This window comes from Streptomyces sp. NBC_00376 (genome assembly GCF_036077095.1).
Classification (GTDB): Bacteria; Actinomycetota; Actinomycetes; order Streptomycetales; family Streptomycetaceae; genus Streptomyces.
Window position 1 is genome coordinate 2,271,326 of sequence record NZ_CP107960.1, and the last position, 15,742, is coordinate 2,287,067.

The window sequence follows — 15,742 nt, forward strand, 5'->3', positions numbered from 1 at the left end:
CTCTTGAGGTCTTTGGTGAAAAGCACACGAAAGGGTGATCAGCGCCAGCCCCCCAATTGACGCTTTACTGGTATAAACCGGGCATTTTCATGAGGGTTACGAAGCCTGACCCGATCCGGCAGCTCTCTGAGGCCGCCAACGAACCCTGCCATGAAGGCCGGTGAACAGATACGCGCAGACCAGGACCGACAGCGAGAGCGCCAGCGCGGTCCCCACCGGATGCGCCACGACGCCCACGGCGAGGCCGATCCACCGGTCCGTCTCGTGCGGCCAGCGCGGCCACATCAGTTCACGGAGCCTGGCCGGAAGCCCGGCGATCGGACGGGATCCCGGCCCCGTCAGCACCATCTGGACAAGCGGTACAACAAGTACAGGTACAGCAAGTACCGCGGCGACACCGGCCGTCGTCACCCTGAAGACCCCGGCGGCCAGAAGACCCGCCCAGGCGCAGCCCACGGTCAGCGCCGCCCAACTCACGCCCAGGGAAAGTGAATTCGGCGGGACATGGATCCAGCCATGGCCGTACACGAGGCGAAGGGTTTCGGCGGAGACCAGCACGACGGCCAGAGCGAGCACCACGGCGACGCCCGCGGACACGGCCAGTTTGGCCAGCAGCAGCCCCAGGCGGCGGGGGACGGTGCCGCGGCCCGCGGCAAGCGCGGGGTAGCGGAATTCGTCACCGAACGAGAGGGCGCCGAGCAGTCCTGCCCCGACCGCCGCGGGTGGCAGGGGCAGCAGCGACGGCCAGGCCGCCAGCACCTTCGGCAACGGCGCATGGCCGTTGCGGGCGAGGAGCACGGAGAGCCCGACGGAGACGACCAGAACAGCGGCCATGATCAAGGTGGTCGTTCTGACACCGAGCAGACGGCGCAACTCGTATCGCAACGGGTGGAGCGGACCGCGGGCCGGACGCCTCCGGATGGGAAGCACCGACTGCGGTGCCGACGCCCGCGCGACCGGTCGCGGATCACCTCCCCCTTTGCCGCCGCCTCGCTCTGCGGGGGCTTCGAGGCTCAGGGGGGCCGAGGAGGCTCCTGGATCGGTTGAGCCGTCGGGGTCCGTGGGGCCCATGTCGCCCCTGGGCGCCGTGGGGCCGGTGTCACCGATCTCGTCGGCCAGCTGATGGACCGGAAGTCCGTGCCGGAATGCCGTGTCACCGATCTCCGCGCAGGAGGAGCCGTACACGGCGAGACGGCCGCCCGCTTCGGCGACCACCTCCACCGAGCGCCGGGCCGCCCGGGCCTCGCGACTGACCACTGCCGCGAGCCGAGCCGCGTGCGGGGTCCGGACCGCGACCCGGGGGCGGAGGCGGGTCCGGGAGAAGTCGTCGGCATCCTGGTCGGCGACCAGACGGCCGCCGTCGATGGTGACGACGCGGTCGGCGGCCCGCGCGGCCTCCTTGGGGTCCGCCGTGGAGTACAGAACGGTCCCGCCCCGGGCCGCATGAGCCTGCAACAGCCCGTGCAGCCAACTGCCCTCGCGTGGCGCGAGGCCTTCCGTCGGATCGTCGAGGACGAGCGTGTGCGGATCGCCCAGCAGCGCCGAAGCGAGGGCGAGGCGTCGGTCCATGCCGAGCGAGAGCGTGCCGATGCGCTGGTCACGGAGACCGGCGAGACCTACGAGCTCAAGCAGTTCATCGGCCCGTGACGCGGGTACGCCTCCGGCCGCGCAGAGCATCCGGAGCTGGCCGCGAACAGTACGGACAGGGTGCCCCGGCACGTCTCCGAGCAGCACTCCCACCTCACGCGCGGGGTGCGGGATCCGGTGCATCGGTCTGCCCCGGAAGTAGGTGACTCCCCGCCCCGGGTCGAGCTCGAGCATGAGGCGGAGGGCCGCGGTCTTGCCCGAGCCCGCGACGCCCAGAAGTGCGGTGACGTGGCCGGGCCGGGCTTCGAAGGTGAGGTCGTCCACGGCGGCCCGGAGGCCGCGGCGGGGGGTGCTGGTGAGTCCGATGGCCTGGAGCATCGCTTCCCTCGTGGAAGGTGAGACCGCTCGACGGCAGTGCGGGTACCGCAGAAAGATAACCCGACATATCCGACTTTTTGTGCAGCATCAGCTCCGTGGGCGTTCCGCGAGGTCAGACTTCCGGCCTCAGCATCGGAGGGTTGAGCACGGTGGCCGCACCGGCCCGGAAGAGCTGGGCCGGACGGCCGCCCTGGCGAGTGGTCGTTCCGCCGGTGGGCATCAGGAAGCCAGGGGTGCCGGTGACCTTGCGATGGAAGTTCCGTGGGTCGAGAACCACCCCCCACACCGCTTCGTACACCCTCCGGAGCTCGCCGACCGTGAACTCCTGCGGACAGAAAGCGGTGGCCAGGGAGGAATATTCGATCTTGGAGCGGGCTCGTTCGACCCCGTCGGCAAGGATCTGCGCGTGATCGAAGGCCAGCGGGGCCTGGTTCTCGTCCTCGTGGCCGAGGCTCCCGTCCGCCCCGAGCAGGTCCTCGACGGACGCCCATCGCGCACTGTTCGCGTCGCCGCCCGCCCGTGGGGCCGGCAGATCGGGCGCCAGGGCGAGATGGGCGACGCTGACGACTCGCATCCGCGGGTCACGACCCGGGTCGCCGTAGGTGGCGAGCTGTTCGAGGTGGGCGCCGTTCCCGACCGCCGGGGCCGCCGGGTCCTGGGCGCACAGACCGGTCTCCTCGACGAGTTCGCGCGCTGCTGCGGCACCGAGATCCTCATCGGCTCTGACGAATCCGCCGGGCAGCGCCCATCGCCCCTGGAACGGTGGCTCACCGCGGCGTACCACCAGCGCGCAGAGCGCGTGGCGGCGCACCGTGAGCACGACCAGGTCGACGGTGACAGCGAAGGGCGGGAAGGTCGACGGGTCGTAGGGCGGCATGCCGTGATCATAGTCGTCTGCCTGACGATAAACACTCCCTTCGCGGCGCTCTTCCAAGAGCTCCTGGAAGAGCACGTCCGAGGCGGCAGGAGCCGAGCCGGCCGAGAATCGAAGCCTGCACTCGCACCCGGCACTCGCCACCGGCTACGGCTACGGCTACGGCTACGGCTACGGCTACGGCTACGGCTACGGCTACGGCTACGAAGTGTGCGGGTCATTCATCGTCACGGGATGCGCGACGACCGGGGGTGGCTTGCCTGGACCCGCGCCGGGTGGCCGTCGCTTCAGGACGGGTGGCGCCGGACGGGGGCTTCTTCCGGCGCGCGGTGGTCGGCCGCGCCGTGCGGGGGCGCGCACCCCGGTCCGTCCGGTGCCCGCGCCGTCCCGTCCGCGCACTGCGCTCCCCACGCAGGCACCTGCGCAGGGTCTCCGGGTCGAGGCCCTGGTTGCACGCCTCGTGAAGCAGTTGGGCGAAGGTGTACATGGGGTCCGTCCGCAGGGCGAGGCCCAGAGCAACCCGCGCACCCGGTTCGTCGCCCGTCGACCACGAGACCCATCCGGCCAGGGTCAGCGGCGCCGCGGCATGCTCCTCGTACGGTGCCACGCAACGACGGGACAGCGCGCGCCAGAGCCGCAGCGCCGAATCGGCTTCCGGGCCTTCCATCCACTCCGCTGCCCTGTCGCGGGTCTCCCGGTCCTGCAGACCGAGGATCACCGCGGCTGCCTCGTCGTGACTGATCAGCCGGTCATCGCTGATGTCCGCGGCGGACGGTGCCGCCACCGGTGCCTCCCTGAGGCGTTTCATGAGCCTCCGGGCCAGGTCCAAGGTCTCACGGGCCACATCCTCGCGTCCCGCTTCGTCGAGGAGTTTGGGCATCAGCTCGGCACCCGCCGAGTCGAGTGCGCGTTGCTGGCCTGCTGCCGCCGAGGCGGTCAGAGGTGCGAGCCGCGCCTCCATCTCCCTTAGCGTTCCGCGCACTTGAATGCCCGCGTAAGCGGCAGCGGCCGCCATCACCGAAGTGCCGGGCATGGCCAGCTGGTTCCCCTCCGCCGGACAGCAACGCCCGTCCGGGCAGCAGTAGGACCAGTACCGGCCGTCGGAGATGCAGAGTGCTTCGAGCACCGGTACGTCCAGCCCGCCACAGGCCGTACGCAGACGCTGGGCGAGTGGTCGCAGCCGTTCCATGACCTGGCTGCCGGACTCGCCCTCGGCGGGATCCTTGCAGAGGAAGATGACGATCGCGTCGGGGCGTTCACCACGCCGCTCGCTCCCCTTGATCAGGCACTCGGCGAGCTGCTCGGCGACGGGCGCCCATTCCTGCGGCGACTGCGGGATGCCGAGCCTGAGCCGGCCGCCGAAGCGGCCCCTGCCGCCGTGCAGGGCGACCATGATCACGCTGTCGTTCGGGTGAAACCCCATGAGATACGGGAGAGCATCGGCGAGTTCGGCAGGTCCTCGGAGGGTGATCTGCTGTTCGTCGGCCGGACCGTTGGATTCGTGGTGCTGGTTCATGGCACGACCGTCCCGCGAGCGGCCGGATTCCGCGACCCCCTGTGGATAACTTGTCCACAGGGGGTCGCGGGGCGTTGGCCGTCTGTCCTGCCCATCGGGTTGCATGGGGACATGAGCCACATGATCCGCGAAGAACCCAGGGCTGCGGCCGACTCCGTACGTGTCCGACTCGCCGGCGGGAACGGCTGGTCGATCGCCGGTGCAACGGCTGTCGCCGGGATCAGCCTGCCGCGGCAAGGACCAGTGGAAGGACCTGGTCGCTCCCCGCCAGGCGCAGGAGCCGGGCGGCGACAGCGAGGGTCCAGCCGGATTCGGTGCAGTCGTCCACGAGCAGGACGGGGCCGGGAGTACGGGCGAGGGCGTCGGCCAGTTCCCCGGGGACGGCGAAGGCGCCGGAGAGCGCCTTGAGTCGTTGGGCGGAGTTGCTGCGGCGTGCCGTGTGCGCGCCGCTCGCCCCGGTGTACGTCAGGGTTCCGAGGAAGGGAAGGCGGCCGATCGTCGCGATTCCCTGGGCCAGGGAGCCGACGAGTTGCGGACGGGTCAGGGAAGGTACGGCGACGACTCCCACCGGCCGGGCAGTGGCGTCCGGGACATTCGGCGCCCAGCCGCCGGAGGAACGCGCCCAGTCCGCGAGGACCGCCACCGCGGCCTTCAGGACGTCGTCGGGGACCGGCCCGTCGGGCGCGTTCTCGGCCAGCAGCGGGCGCAGCCGGTTGCCCCAGCCGATGTCCGAGAGCCGCCCCAGGGCACGCCCGGTGGAGCACTGCTCCTTGGCCGGGATACGGCCCTTGAGTTCGATGCCCAGTGCGGGCATCCCCGTCGGCCACATCCGGCGCGGCTCGACCTCCACCCCCGGGCGGTCCAGTTCCTTCGTCGCGCCCATCAAGGTGTCCGCCGAAACGGCTGAATCGGCCCAGGCACCGGCGCAGTTGTCGCAGCGGCCGCACGGCGCCGCCCCCTCGTCGTCCAGCTGCCGGCGCAGGAACTCCATCCGGCACTGGGACGTGCTCGCGTAGTCGCGCATGGCCTGCTGCTCGGCTGCCCGCTGCCGCGCCACCCACGCGTAGCGTTCGGCGTCGTACACCCACTCGGCTCCCGTGGCCGTCCAGCCGCCCTTCACGCGCTTGACCGCGCCGTCGACGTCCAGCACCTTCAGCATCGCTTCCAAGCGGGTGCGCCGAAGGTCCACCACGGCCTCCAGGGCCGGCACGGACAGCGGCCGTCCCGCGGCGGCGAGGGCCGAGAGAGTCTGCCGAACCTGTGCCTCGGGCGGGAAGGCGGTATCGGCGAAGTAGCGCCAGATGGCCTCGTCCTCCTTGCCCGGCAGCAGCAGCACATCGGCGTGGGCCACACCGCGCCCCGCCCGCCCCACCTGCTGGTAGTAGGCGATCGGCGAGGACGGCGAGCCGAGATGCACCACGAAGCCCAGGTCGGGCTTGTCGAAGCCCATGCCCAGGGCCGAAGTCGCGACCAGTGCCTTGACCCGGTTCTCCTGCAGGTCGGTCTCGGCCTGCAGGCGGTCGGCGTTCTCCGTCTTCCCCGTGTACGACGCCACGCGGAAGCCTCGCTGGCGCAGGAAGGCGGTGGCCTCCTCGGCCGCCGCGACAGTGAGGGTGTAGATGATTCCCGAACCCTGCAGCTCGTCCAGGTGCTCGGCGAGCCAGGCCAGGCGGTGCGCGGCGTCCGGCAGCCGGACCACCCCCAGCCGCAGGCTCTCCCGCTCCAGCGGACCGCGCAGCACCAGGGCCTCGCCCGCGCCGGTGCCCAGCTGATCGGCCACGTCCGCGGTGACCCGCGCGTTCGCGGTCGCCGTGGTGGCCAGCACCGGTACGCCGGGGGCGAGCTCGGCGAGCATCGCCCGCAGCCTGCGGTAGTCGGGACGGAAGTCATGGCCCCAGTCGGAGATGCAGTGCGCCTCGTCCACCACCAGCAGACCGGTGGTGGCCGCGAGCTTGGGCAGCACCTGATCGCGGAAATCCACCGAGTTGAGGCGCTCCGGACTCACGAGGAGAACGTCGGTGTCGCCGCGCTCGACCTCCTCGTGGATGGTGTCCCACTCCTCCGGGTTGGCCGAGTTGATGGTGCGTGCCCGGATACCGGCCCGCGCCGCCGCGTCGACCTGGTTACGCATCAGCGCCAGCAGCGGCGAGACGATCACCGTGGGCCCGGAGCCGCGCCGGCGCAGCAGGGCGGTGGCGACGAAGTACACCGCGGACTTGCCCCAGCCCGTGCGCTGCACCACCAGCGCACGGCGGCGCTCCCGCACCAGAGCCGCCACCGCCTGCCACTGGTCCTCCCGCAGCCGCGCCGAGCCCCCGGGCTCACCGACGAGCTCGGCAAGGATGTCATCGGCTTCGGCGCGGAGCTCCAGGTTGTCCATGCCCCCCATGCAACCCGATGCCTCGGACAATCGGCCACTTCACCCCACGTGACTCACAGCTCACAGAGGACCCGTTCGGCCAAGTGTTCCCGGGCGCGGGGAGCGCTCGGGGATCATCCGGGTTCTGACGGGCAGCCGAGCGGGGCGGAGCGGTGTTTCCGCTGGTCCTCGCCGTTCAGGTGTGGCGGGAGGCGTCGTCCGGGCACGGTGTGGGCAGGGATATCAGAGTCATTTCGGCTGATTCCCGTCAGCTGCGCCAATTGCTCGTTGCCGCCTGCCGATACGCCAGGAAGAATTGGACTCGCTCCCCGCACAGTCCTTTCGCGGCCCGGAAGGGCTGTGCCACGGTGCGCCCTCACTCGACCCTGCCCGCACCATGGGCGCGTATGCGAAGGGAGGATCGTGACCTTCGGATTCGCTCCGTCCGCAGCCACTTCGATGTCGGCGTCCGCCGACTCCGCCAACCGTCTCGCCAGGATGCTCGAGCCCGCCGAGTGGGCCGAAGCCGGCATACCGCTGCTGCGCAGCCCCCGCGAGGTGGTCAGCGGCCTGCACTCCCGGCACCGGCCGACCCCGGCGACCGCTGTGGTCGCCGTGCTCGACCATGAGGAACGCCTCACGGCCAGCGCTTCGTTCGCCCGCCGCTCCACCGCCTCGGACGGCTGGGAGTTCCGCAACGCGTTGCTGGCGCATCTGCGCCGTGTCATCCCGCACGATCTCCGCCGCCGCACCCCCGTCCGTACCGCGGTGCTTCTCTACTGCCGTGAGGGCGAAGAGCGTTGGACGGAGGAGGACGGGGCGTGGATGTGGGGCCTGCGGGACGCCTGCACCCTGCACGGACTGCGGTGCGGCGCGTACATCACGCTGACCCGCGGCGGTTGGCAGGTGCTGGGCGAGGGCCGTGGCGGGCGCCGTCCCCACTCCATGTCGCAGCCGTCCGCTCTCGCCGACGCCTCGCTGGACCAGGATCCGGCCCCGCTGCGCACCGGCGGCGGCGCGGCGCAGGCGCTGCGGCACACCGCGGCCCGCTGACCCACTGCCCGCCGACCCGGCCGCCCCGTCGGGCAGCCGGGCCCGCGGCCACGGCCGGGTAGGCCCCGCGGATCAGACTCCGGCGCCGAGCACCGCGTTGATCCGCTGCGGGTCCCCGCACACGATCAGCAGTGCTCCGGCGCGTTCCCGCGCACCGGTCAGCACGCCGGGGGCGGCGTCACCGCCGTTGACGGCGACGATCACCACCGGGCGGGTCCGCACCCGGTCCGCGGCTGCGGCACCGGCGAAGAAGACATCGTCGCCGGCCTCGTGCTGCGCCCAGTAGGCGGCCTCGCCGAAGGAGAGTTCGTGCGCGGCCCACGGGTGCTGCTCACCGGTGGTCAGCACCAGGATGTCGCCCGGTGCGCGGCCGGAGTCGAGCAGCAGGTCCACTGCTTCGTCGGCGGCGTCGAGTGCGCCGTCCGCCGAGGCGGGGATCAACTGGATCTGCGGTGCGGAACGATTCTCCTGCCGGTCCGCCTGGGGGCGGCCGGGGGTGGGATGCGGGCGCTGCGCCGGGGGCGCGGGCCTCGCGGGGCCGGGCCCGGGGCGACCGGGGCGCGGCGTGGCCGCTGAACGCGGGCCGGGTACGGGACGGGGGGTCGACGCGGTGCGGCCTGCGGCCGGAGTGACGCGGGGACCCTGGGCGCTCTCGTGAATCTGAGGCTCCTCGAGGATGAGAGGCATGGGTGGTTGTCTATCAAACGCCGGCACACGGGGCGTCGGCGGGTGGGTACATGTGCGCGATCAGAAGTCGAAGCCGAGCTGGCCCCCGCTTTCCAGTGCAGCCGCCTCGGCGGAGATGCGGACCTTCTTGAGGTGCTGCCACCTGGGCAGCGCGTCGAGATAGGACCACGACAGACGGTGGTGGGGTGTCGGTCCCCACTCCTCCAGCGCGGCCCTGTGTACGGGGGACGGGTAACCGGCGTTGGCCTCGAAGGCGAATGCGGCGTACTCGCCGGAATCCGCGCCCAGTTCGGCCATCATCCGGTCCCGGTGGACCTTCGCGATCACCGAAGCGGCCGCGACCGCGATACAGGACTGGTCGCCCTTGATCACGGTGCGGACCTGCCAGGGCTGTCCCAGGTAGTCGTGCTTGCCGTCGAGTATCACCGCGTCCGGCCGCACCGGCAGGGCTTCGAGGGCGCGTACGGCGGCGAGGCGCAGCGCGGCCGTCATCCCGAGCTCGTCGATCTCCTGTGGAGAGGCGTCGCCGAGACCGAACGCGGTGACCCAGCGCTCCAGCAACGGTGCGAGTTCCGCACGGCGCTTGGGGCTGATCAGCTTGGAGTCGGTGAGTCCGGCGGGAGGTCTGCGAAGGCCGGTGACGGCCGCGCACACTGTGACCGGTCCCGCCCACGCTCCGCGTCCGACCTCATCGACACCGGCGACGGTCTTGGCACCGGTGGTGGCGCGCAGCGAGCGCTCGACGGTGTGCGTGGGTGGTTCGTACGGCATGGCGCCTGTCAGCGTACGCCGATGGGGCGGCCGACAACACCCCGGGGCGCCCGTCGGCCGCCGCGTACTCGTGGCGCGGCCGTGGAGGCCGGTGTTCCGCATGCCGGGCACCCCGGAGGGGGTGGCTCCGAGGCCGGTGAGTACGGCGGGCCGAGCCGCGTGTGCGCGGCTCGGCCCGGTCAGTGCTCGCTCAGTGCGGAGTACGGAAACTCGCTCGGCACGGGGGTACGTAAAGTCGCTCGGTACGGAGGTACGGAACCGGCTCAGTACGGGTCGTACGGATCGCTTTCGTCGAAGTCGCGGTCGCTGCCTCCGATGCCCGTACGCGATTCGGTGCAGGGCTGCGTCGGATCGGCCGGATGCCGCTTCAGGATGTCGCGGGCCCGTGCCTCGCCCCAGCTGGTGGCGTACCAGGGGACGTCGTCGGAGCGCAGTGACCGTTCGATGCCCAGGAGCGCACAGGAGCGCAGTGGTTCCGGCAGTGTGTCCAGGGCCGGTACGGCGTCGGCCGAGAGGTCCTTGAGGTAGGCGACGTCGATCGAGTGGTCGTCGCGGTAGCGCTGGACGTTCTGCTCCGCGATCAGCCCGTCGGGCGAGATCAGTCCGAACGCGAGGACGGCGACGGCCGCGCTGGCAGCCACGGCACGCGGCAGCATGCGGGCGCCGAACACCCCGGCGGCCATGATCAGAACCAGCACCACGCCCAGCCAGAGCTCCACGGCGGCCACGGATATCCGAAGCCGTGTCAGGCCGTACGCGTCGACGTAGAGGTCCATCCTCCTCAGCGCGGAGGCCACGACGATCAGGGTGAGCAGGCACAGCACGCCGAGCACGGTCCGGACGAGAGTGCGGTCGCCGCTCTTTCCGCGAGGGGCCCAGCGCAGGGCGAGCGCGATCACCAGCAGCGTGAGGACCGTGGCCCAGAGAAGCTGCCAGAAGCCCTGCCGGGCGTACTCGGAGTAGCTGAGATCGGTCTCGGCCATCACCTTGTCGTATCCGCCGAGCAGCACGGTGAGCTGGACAGCGATGAAGACGGCGAACAGCAGGTTCAGCACGATGAGCGGCAGGGCCCACTCCACCCGCCCGCGGGCCTTCCCCGGACGGACGGTGAGGCCGTCCCAGCGGATCGGAGCGGCTGCGGCGTACGCGGCGGCGAGCGCGCCGATCAGCCCGACCAGGAAGAGGAGGAACCGCCACGGGGTGCCGGTGAGCGAAACGTCGGGCATCAGATCGCCGAGCACATCGGCGAAGGCGGCATCGGCGCTCGCGAACAGCGCCCCGAACACGATGAGCAGCACGACCGCCACCGCGACGCTGCGCAGAACGACCCCCAGCCGGCCGCGGGAACCCGCCGTCAGCGCGTGCACGCCCCGACCGCCCCAGGCCAGACCGTCCGCGATGGCGCTGAACAGACCGAGCGAGCCCAGGAACACCCCGAGCCAGCTGCGGCTGCCGTGCAGGGCGAGCGAGCCCAGCGCGATGGCCGACACGACAGCCAGGAAGACGGGCCAGCCGGCGTCCCTCAGCGCCGGGACGGCGAGGAGCGCCAGTCCGCCGACCGCCCAGAAGGCCGTCCACGGGCGGAGGCGGCGACCGGCCGCACGGGCGGCGAAGTATGCCCCGAGCGCTGCGGGGACCGCGACGATCAGCGCGTTCGGGCCGAGACCGTCGCCCAGCAAGAGGGCGCTCAGCACCGCCGTGACGACGACGCAGCAGAGGGTCGCGCCACGAATGGTGGCCGGCGCCGCCGGGCGCAGTGTCGACAGCGCGGAGACCTGTTGAGAGCTGCTCTGCCGCCATGGGTTGGGCGGGTACGGTTGCCCGCCCTGCTGCGCGTGGACGGGCACTTTCGGCGGCTCGGGAGCAGTGCCTCGGGGCTCGGGCAGCGGAGCCTTCGACCATGCGGTCGGCTCGGACGTTCCGGCCTGCCCCGACGGCTCGGGTTCGTCTGCCGGCCGGGGCGTTCGTGACGTGTGATCGGACATGGGACCCCTCCCCCACCGAGGTCCGCGCACACCGCCCGCAGGGCAGCGGCTGGGGCACCCCGGCGTCTCATTTTCGGCGCACGCCCGTCTGGATGATCATCAACGGCGGCGTGGCCGAAAGAGTAGCTTCCGCTCGCTGTTGCGAACCGTGCGGGGAGGAGCTGTGGCAGTACCGTGACAGTCCGGTGGCGGGGTCGGCGCCCGGCTCGTCGGCGATTCAGGAGCCGCTGTTCCGCTGCGGAAGCCAGTCCGGCAGCTCCTCCGTGCGCGCCGTCCAGTCGGCCGGTGGCGCGCCTGCCTTGCCCGCCGCGACGACCCCGCCGACGATCGCGCAGGTCGTGTCGACGTCGCCGCCTGCTTGGGCGGTCACCCAGAATGCCTGCTCGAAATCGCCGAGGCTCCGCGCCGCCGACCAGAGCGCGAACGGAACGGTGTCATGTGCACTGGTACGCCGGCCGTTGCCGAGGACCGCTGCGACCGTCCCGGCGTCCGAGTAGTCGAGCATGTCCCGTGCCCGGCGCAGCCCGGCGCCGACGGCGCTGCGCGGTACGAGCGCGATCACGCCGTCGAGCAGTTCCGCCGGGGTGGGCGGGCCGGTCGTCGCCGCGGCCAGTGAGGCTGCCGCTGCGACGGCCATCGCGCCCACCACCGCCTCGCGGTGCTGGTGCGTGGTGTACGAGGAGATCTCGGCCTGGTGGGTGGCCTGCTCCGGATCGTCCGCGTACCAGGCACCGAGCGGCGCGATGCGCATCGACGAGCCGTTGCCCCAGGACCCCTGGCCCTGGAACAGCGCGGACGCCAGCTCCCGCCAGTCACCGCCTTCCCGGACCAGCCTGAGCAGCCGGTTCACGGCGGGGCCGTAGCCACGGTCGAAGTCATGGTGGTCGGCGAAGGAACGGGCGAGCGCGTCCTGGTCGATCCGCTCGTGCTCCACCAGCACTGCCAGCACCGAACACGCCATCTCGGTGTCGTCCGTCCACTGCCAGGAGCCGGATGGAAGTTCGCGCCGCTTCAGCAGCGGATAGTTGACAGGCACAAAGAACTGGGAGCCCAGTGCGTCTCCCACGGAGAGCCCGCGCAGGCTGGCCAGTGCGCGCAGGGCTCGTTGGCCGGAAGCAGAGTCAGCGGTTGTCATCGCCCTTCCACTCTATCCGGTGATGCCGTACGGCTCAGGGATACGCCAGCGCTCGAACGGCCGGTCAAGGGTGTAGCGCCCGTCCGCTCCGAGTATCAGCGTGCGGGTCTCCCCGTTGCCCGGATTGGACAGCGACTCGAACTCGGCGACCGACCAGTGGAACCACCGCATGCAGAACAAACGCATGGTCAGCCCGTGCGTGACCAGCAGGACGTTCTCCGGATGGTCGGGGGCTTCGAAACTCCGGTGCAGGCTCTCCAGGAAGGCCCCGACCCTGTCGTACACGTCGGCGCCGGACTCCCCCTGCGCGAAGCGGTAGAAGAAGTGGCCGTACGCGTCCCGGTACTCCTTCTGAAGGCGCACGTCGTCACGGTCCTGCCAGTTTCCCCAGTCCTGCTCGCGCAGCCGTGGTTCCTCGCGCACCCGCACGTTCTCCAGGGCCAGGCCGAGGGACCTGAACGTCTCGTGGGTGCGGCGGTAGGGCGAGACGTACACGCTGACCCGCTCGCCGCCGAACAGCTCGCGCAGCCGCACGCCCGTCTCCCTGGCCTGTCTCAGCCCTGTCGCGGTGAGCCTCAGCGCGTGGTCCGGCTCGCGCTCGTACACCGTGTCGTCGGCGTTGCCCTCGGACTCCCCGTGCCGGACGAGGACAATGCGTTGCGGTCGTGCCATGTACCGACCCTAGATCGACCGCGGCTCGTTCGAGCAGTCGTCCGCACTTCGGCCGGCGGATGTCGCCGGTGTGACGGCGGCAGGGCCGCGCGTATCCGGGCAGCGGTCCGTGACGCCGTCCCGACCGGCCTGGTGGAGCATGGCTGCCCCGGTCTCACCGTGGACTGCGCCGCGGAGCATTCCGGCGCCACCGCCGACGCCGGTCCTGTCAGGCCGCTCGCTCGACCACGACAGCCGGGTCGGCCGCACTGGTCACACCGTCCACGACGGCTCCAACTGCACGACATCTCCAGCCACTTCCGCCACATCGTCCTCGATCTGTGTGCGTTGCGACAGCCGCTCGATGCTCCCCGCACGGTACTTGCCACGCTCGGCGTTCGACTGCCACATGGACAGCACGAGGAACTCATGGCCCGGCGCTTCCCCGAACACCCCTCGCAACATGCCGGGCGATCCGGCCATCGCCGGGTTCCACACCCGCTCCTGCATCAACGCGAAGTGCTCCACCCGGTCCTCGCGCACCTTGCTGTGCGCCACTCGGACGACATCCGCATCGGTGAAGCGCGGTTCGAAGCCCGTCTTCACATCGAAGCGGTGCTCGAACAGCTTGACCTGCATACCGCTGTACGTACCGGACTGCGCGGCGGCCAGGCCGTCGTGCGCACGTGCCATGAACGAGTCGTAGAAGACGCGGTTCTCCCAGAAGGCGAATATGTGCGCCACGTCCGGACGGCCACGGCTCCACCCGCCGCCCTGACCGCTGAACCCGGGCTCACCCGGCAGCTCCGCCCACTTCCGCTGCCCCCGTTCAAAACCTCGACGGTCCACCACGGTGCAACGAATCCACTTGACCAGCACCGCGCCATCGTACGGTGCACGGCGCGGCGCGAGTCACGCTCTGGCGGAGTCCGGTGGAGTGCGCCCGGAGCGACCGCCGTTCACCGCAGAATGATCCCCATGGTGTCGCTGCACACCAACCCATTGTTCGCCCGGCTCGAATCCGCGGAACGTGTCCTCGTCGCAGAGGCCGGCGGCGGCTTCGACATCTACGCCGGACTCCCCGTCGCGCTCTCCCTGTTCCACCAGGGCAAGCACGTAGAGCTGGCCAATCTTTCGATCAGCGCCCTCGAAGGGCTGCCGCTCGACTCCTGGCTCGCCCCGGACGTCGCCGCCATCACCCCCGAAACGGCCCTCCACCAGGTGTACTTCCCGGAGCGGACGCTCGCCCAGTGGCTCGATCTGCACGGCTACCCGAGCACGGTCCACGCCTTCTCCCGGGTCGGCGTACAGCCGCTTCGCGCGGCCTACCGGGCATTGATCGAGAAGTACGACATCGACGCGGTCGTCCTGGTCGACGGCGGTACGGACATCCTGATGCGCGGCGACGAGTCCGGCCTCGGCACCCCGGAGGAGGATCTGGCCAGCGTCGCCGCGCTCGCCGCGCTCGACGTGCCGGAACGCCTCGTCGTGTCCATCGGCTTCGGCATCGACGCCCATCACGGGGTGAGCCACGGTCTCGTACTGGAGAACATCGCCGCGCTCGAACGCGACGGTTCGTGCCTGGGCGCGTTCTCCGTGTCCCGTACGACGCGTGAGGGCGCGCTCTTCGTCGATGCCGTGGCACACGCCCAGCACCACACGCCCGACCACCCCAGCATCGTGAACGGGTCGATAGCAGCCGCCGTCCAAGGAGCCTTCGGAGATGTCCAGTTCACCTCGCGCACCCGGGGCAGTGAACTGTTCATCAATCCTCTGATGACGCTCTGCTTCGTCTTCGAGCTGGACGGGGTGGCCCGCAACTGCCGCTATCTCGACCGCATCGAGGACACCCATCTGATCCGTCAGGTCAGCAGCGCCATCGAGGACTTCCGCGACGAGGTGCGGCAGCGACCGCCGCGCCGCATACCGCACTGAGCCCGCCCGGCGGCTCGATGCCCCGTGCACCTGCGTCCCCATGCCCCGGAGGTCCGATGGCCCGATTCCATCGCCGAAATCCAAGCCGGTTGGATCCACGGTCGGTTACGGACATGATCGGGTGATGCGAACGGCCCGACGGCCCAGCGGAAGCCAGGGAGGCAAGTCCGATGAGCACGCCCAACAAGGACATCGAGAAGGTCGAGGTCAGACTCAAATGGGATCCCAGCCCTCATGGAGCCCCGCCCCATGACCTCGACATAATCGCGGCGACCTACCTCGCCGAAGCGCCGTACGGCAGCCCTGCCTACCTCGTGCACTTCGACAGCCGGTCGCCGGACGGCACCATCATCCTCAACCGCGACAGCCGGACCGGGCAGGGCTTCGGCTTCGACGAGGTGATGACGCTGGAACTGAACCGGCTGTCGACCTCGTACTCGCGGGTGCTCGTCGGAGTCGCCATCCAGCAGCGCGACGGCCGCAAGACCTTCGCCGAGATAGCGAACACCGCGGTTCAGGTCCGGGAGGGCCACACGAGCCTGGCGGAGGACGACTTCTCCGCGGTCGGCGCGGCGACCGCGGCGACCGTGGCCGAGTTCGTCCGGGGCGCCTCCGGGGTCTGGGAGTTCCACGGTACGGTCCGGGGCTTCGACGGCGACCCCGATTCGTTCGCCGCGACGATGGGGAACCGCACGCCCGGCGCGTGACACGCCGCAGGACGCGGTACCGCCCAAGTGCTGTGGGTGCACGACCGCTTCGGGCCTCGCGCGGTCGTGTCGCACGTCCGCGCGAGGCCCCGGTCAGGAGCCGG

Annotated in this window: 13 protein-coding genes; 3 read left to right on the plus strand and 10 right to left on the minus strand. The window is 70.9% G+C overall.

The window, feature by feature from the left end; genetic code table 11:
• Nucleotides 1-96: 96 nt before the first annotated feature.
• From OG842_RS10040 to OG842_RS10055, 4 genes are all read right to left on the minus strand, one after another.
• Nucleotides 97-1,965 (minus strand): ATP-binding cassette domain-containing protein, encoded by a 1,869-nt coding sequence (locus OG842_RS10040; RefSeq protein ID WP_266729287.1) that lies wholly within the window; start codon nt 1,963-1,965, stop codon nt 97-99.
• Between the two features lie 112 nt (nt 1,966-2,077).
• Nucleotides 2,078-2,842, minus strand: a complete 765-nt coding sequence (locus OG842_RS10045) for an NUDIX hydrolase (RefSeq protein ID WP_266729288.1) — start codon at nt 2,840-2,842, stop codon at nt 2,078-2,080.
• A 214-nt stretch (nt 2,843-3,056) separates the two neighbouring features.
• A complete protein-coding gene (locus OG842_RS10050; protein ID WP_266729289.1) occupies nt 3,057-4,355 on the minus strand; it encodes a DUF4192 domain-containing protein in 1,299 nt (432 codons plus the stop codon).
• 220 nt (nt 4,356-4,575) lie between these two features.
• Nucleotides 4,576-6,735, minus strand: coding sequence for a RecQ family ATP-dependent DNA helicase (locus OG842_RS10055; RefSeq protein ID WP_266729290.1), 2,160 nt, complete (start codon nt 6,733-6,735; stop codon nt 4,576-4,578).
• 402 nt (nt 6,736-7,137) lie between these two features.
• Between OG842_RS10055 and OG842_RS10060 the strand changes: the two genes are divergently transcribed.
• The gene (locus OG842_RS10060; protein WP_266729291.1) at nt 7,138-7,767 is read left to right on the plus strand and encodes a hypothetical protein; all 630 of its coding nucleotides are present in this window, start codon (nt 7,138-7,140) and stop codon (nt 7,765-7,767) included.
• A gap of 72 nt (nt 7,768-7,839) precedes the next feature.
• Here the strand turns inward: OG842_RS10060 and OG842_RS10065 are convergent, their stop codons facing one another.
• From OG842_RS10065 to OG842_RS10095, 6 genes are all read right to left on the minus strand, one after another.
• Nucleotides 7,840-8,454, minus strand: coding sequence for a hypothetical protein (locus tag OG842_RS10065; RefSeq protein ID WP_266729292.1), 615 nt, complete (start codon nt 8,452-8,454; stop codon nt 7,840-7,842).
• A 60-nt stretch (nt 8,455-8,514) separates the two neighbouring features.
• Entirely contained in the window at nt 8,515-9,225 is a 711-nt protein-coding gene (locus OG842_RS10070) for a ribonuclease HII (protein ID WP_266729293.1), read from the minus strand.
• Between the two features lie 263 nt (nt 9,226-9,488).
• Nucleotides 9,489-11,210, minus strand: a complete 1,722-nt coding sequence (locus OG842_RS10075) for a DUF4153 domain-containing protein (protein ID WP_266729294.1) — start codon at nt 11,208-11,210, stop codon at nt 9,489-9,491.
• Nucleotides 11,211-11,427: 217 nt separating this feature from the next.
• A complete protein-coding gene (locus OG842_RS10080; protein ID WP_266729295.1) occupies nt 11,428-12,345 on the minus strand; it encodes an ADP-ribosylglycohydrolase family protein in 918 nt (305 codons plus the stop codon).
• A 12-nt stretch (nt 12,346-12,357) separates the two neighbouring features.
• Nucleotides 12,358-13,017, minus strand: coding sequence for a histidine phosphatase family protein (locus tag OG842_RS10085; RefSeq protein ID WP_266729296.1), 660 nt, complete (start codon nt 13,015-13,017; stop codon nt 12,358-12,360).
• Between the two features lie 252 nt (nt 13,018-13,269).
• Nucleotides 13,270-13,875 carry a YdbC family protein gene (locus OG842_RS10095; RefSeq protein ID WP_266729297.1) on the minus strand — a complete coding sequence of 202 codons (606 nt, stop codon included), beginning with the start codon at nt 13,873-13,875 and terminating at the stop codon, nt 13,270-13,272.
• Between the two features lie 99 nt (nt 13,876-13,974).
• Here OG842_RS10095 and OG842_RS10100 point away from each other — a divergent pair, with 99 nt between their 5' ends.
• Both OG842_RS10100 and OG842_RS10105 read left to right on the plus strand, forming a co-directional pair.
• A complete protein-coding gene (locus tag OG842_RS10100) occupies nt 13,975-14,931 on the plus strand; it encodes a DUF1152 domain-containing protein (protein ID WP_266733507.1) in 957 nt (318 codons plus the stop codon).
• Nucleotides 14,932-15,101: 170 nt separating this feature from the next.
• The gene (locus OG842_RS10105; protein ID WP_266729298.1) at nt 15,102-15,638 is read left to right on the plus strand and encodes a TerD family protein; all 537 of its coding nucleotides are present in this window, start codon (nt 15,102-15,104) and stop codon (nt 15,636-15,638) included.
• Nucleotides 15,639-15,742: the final 104 nt, after the last annotated feature.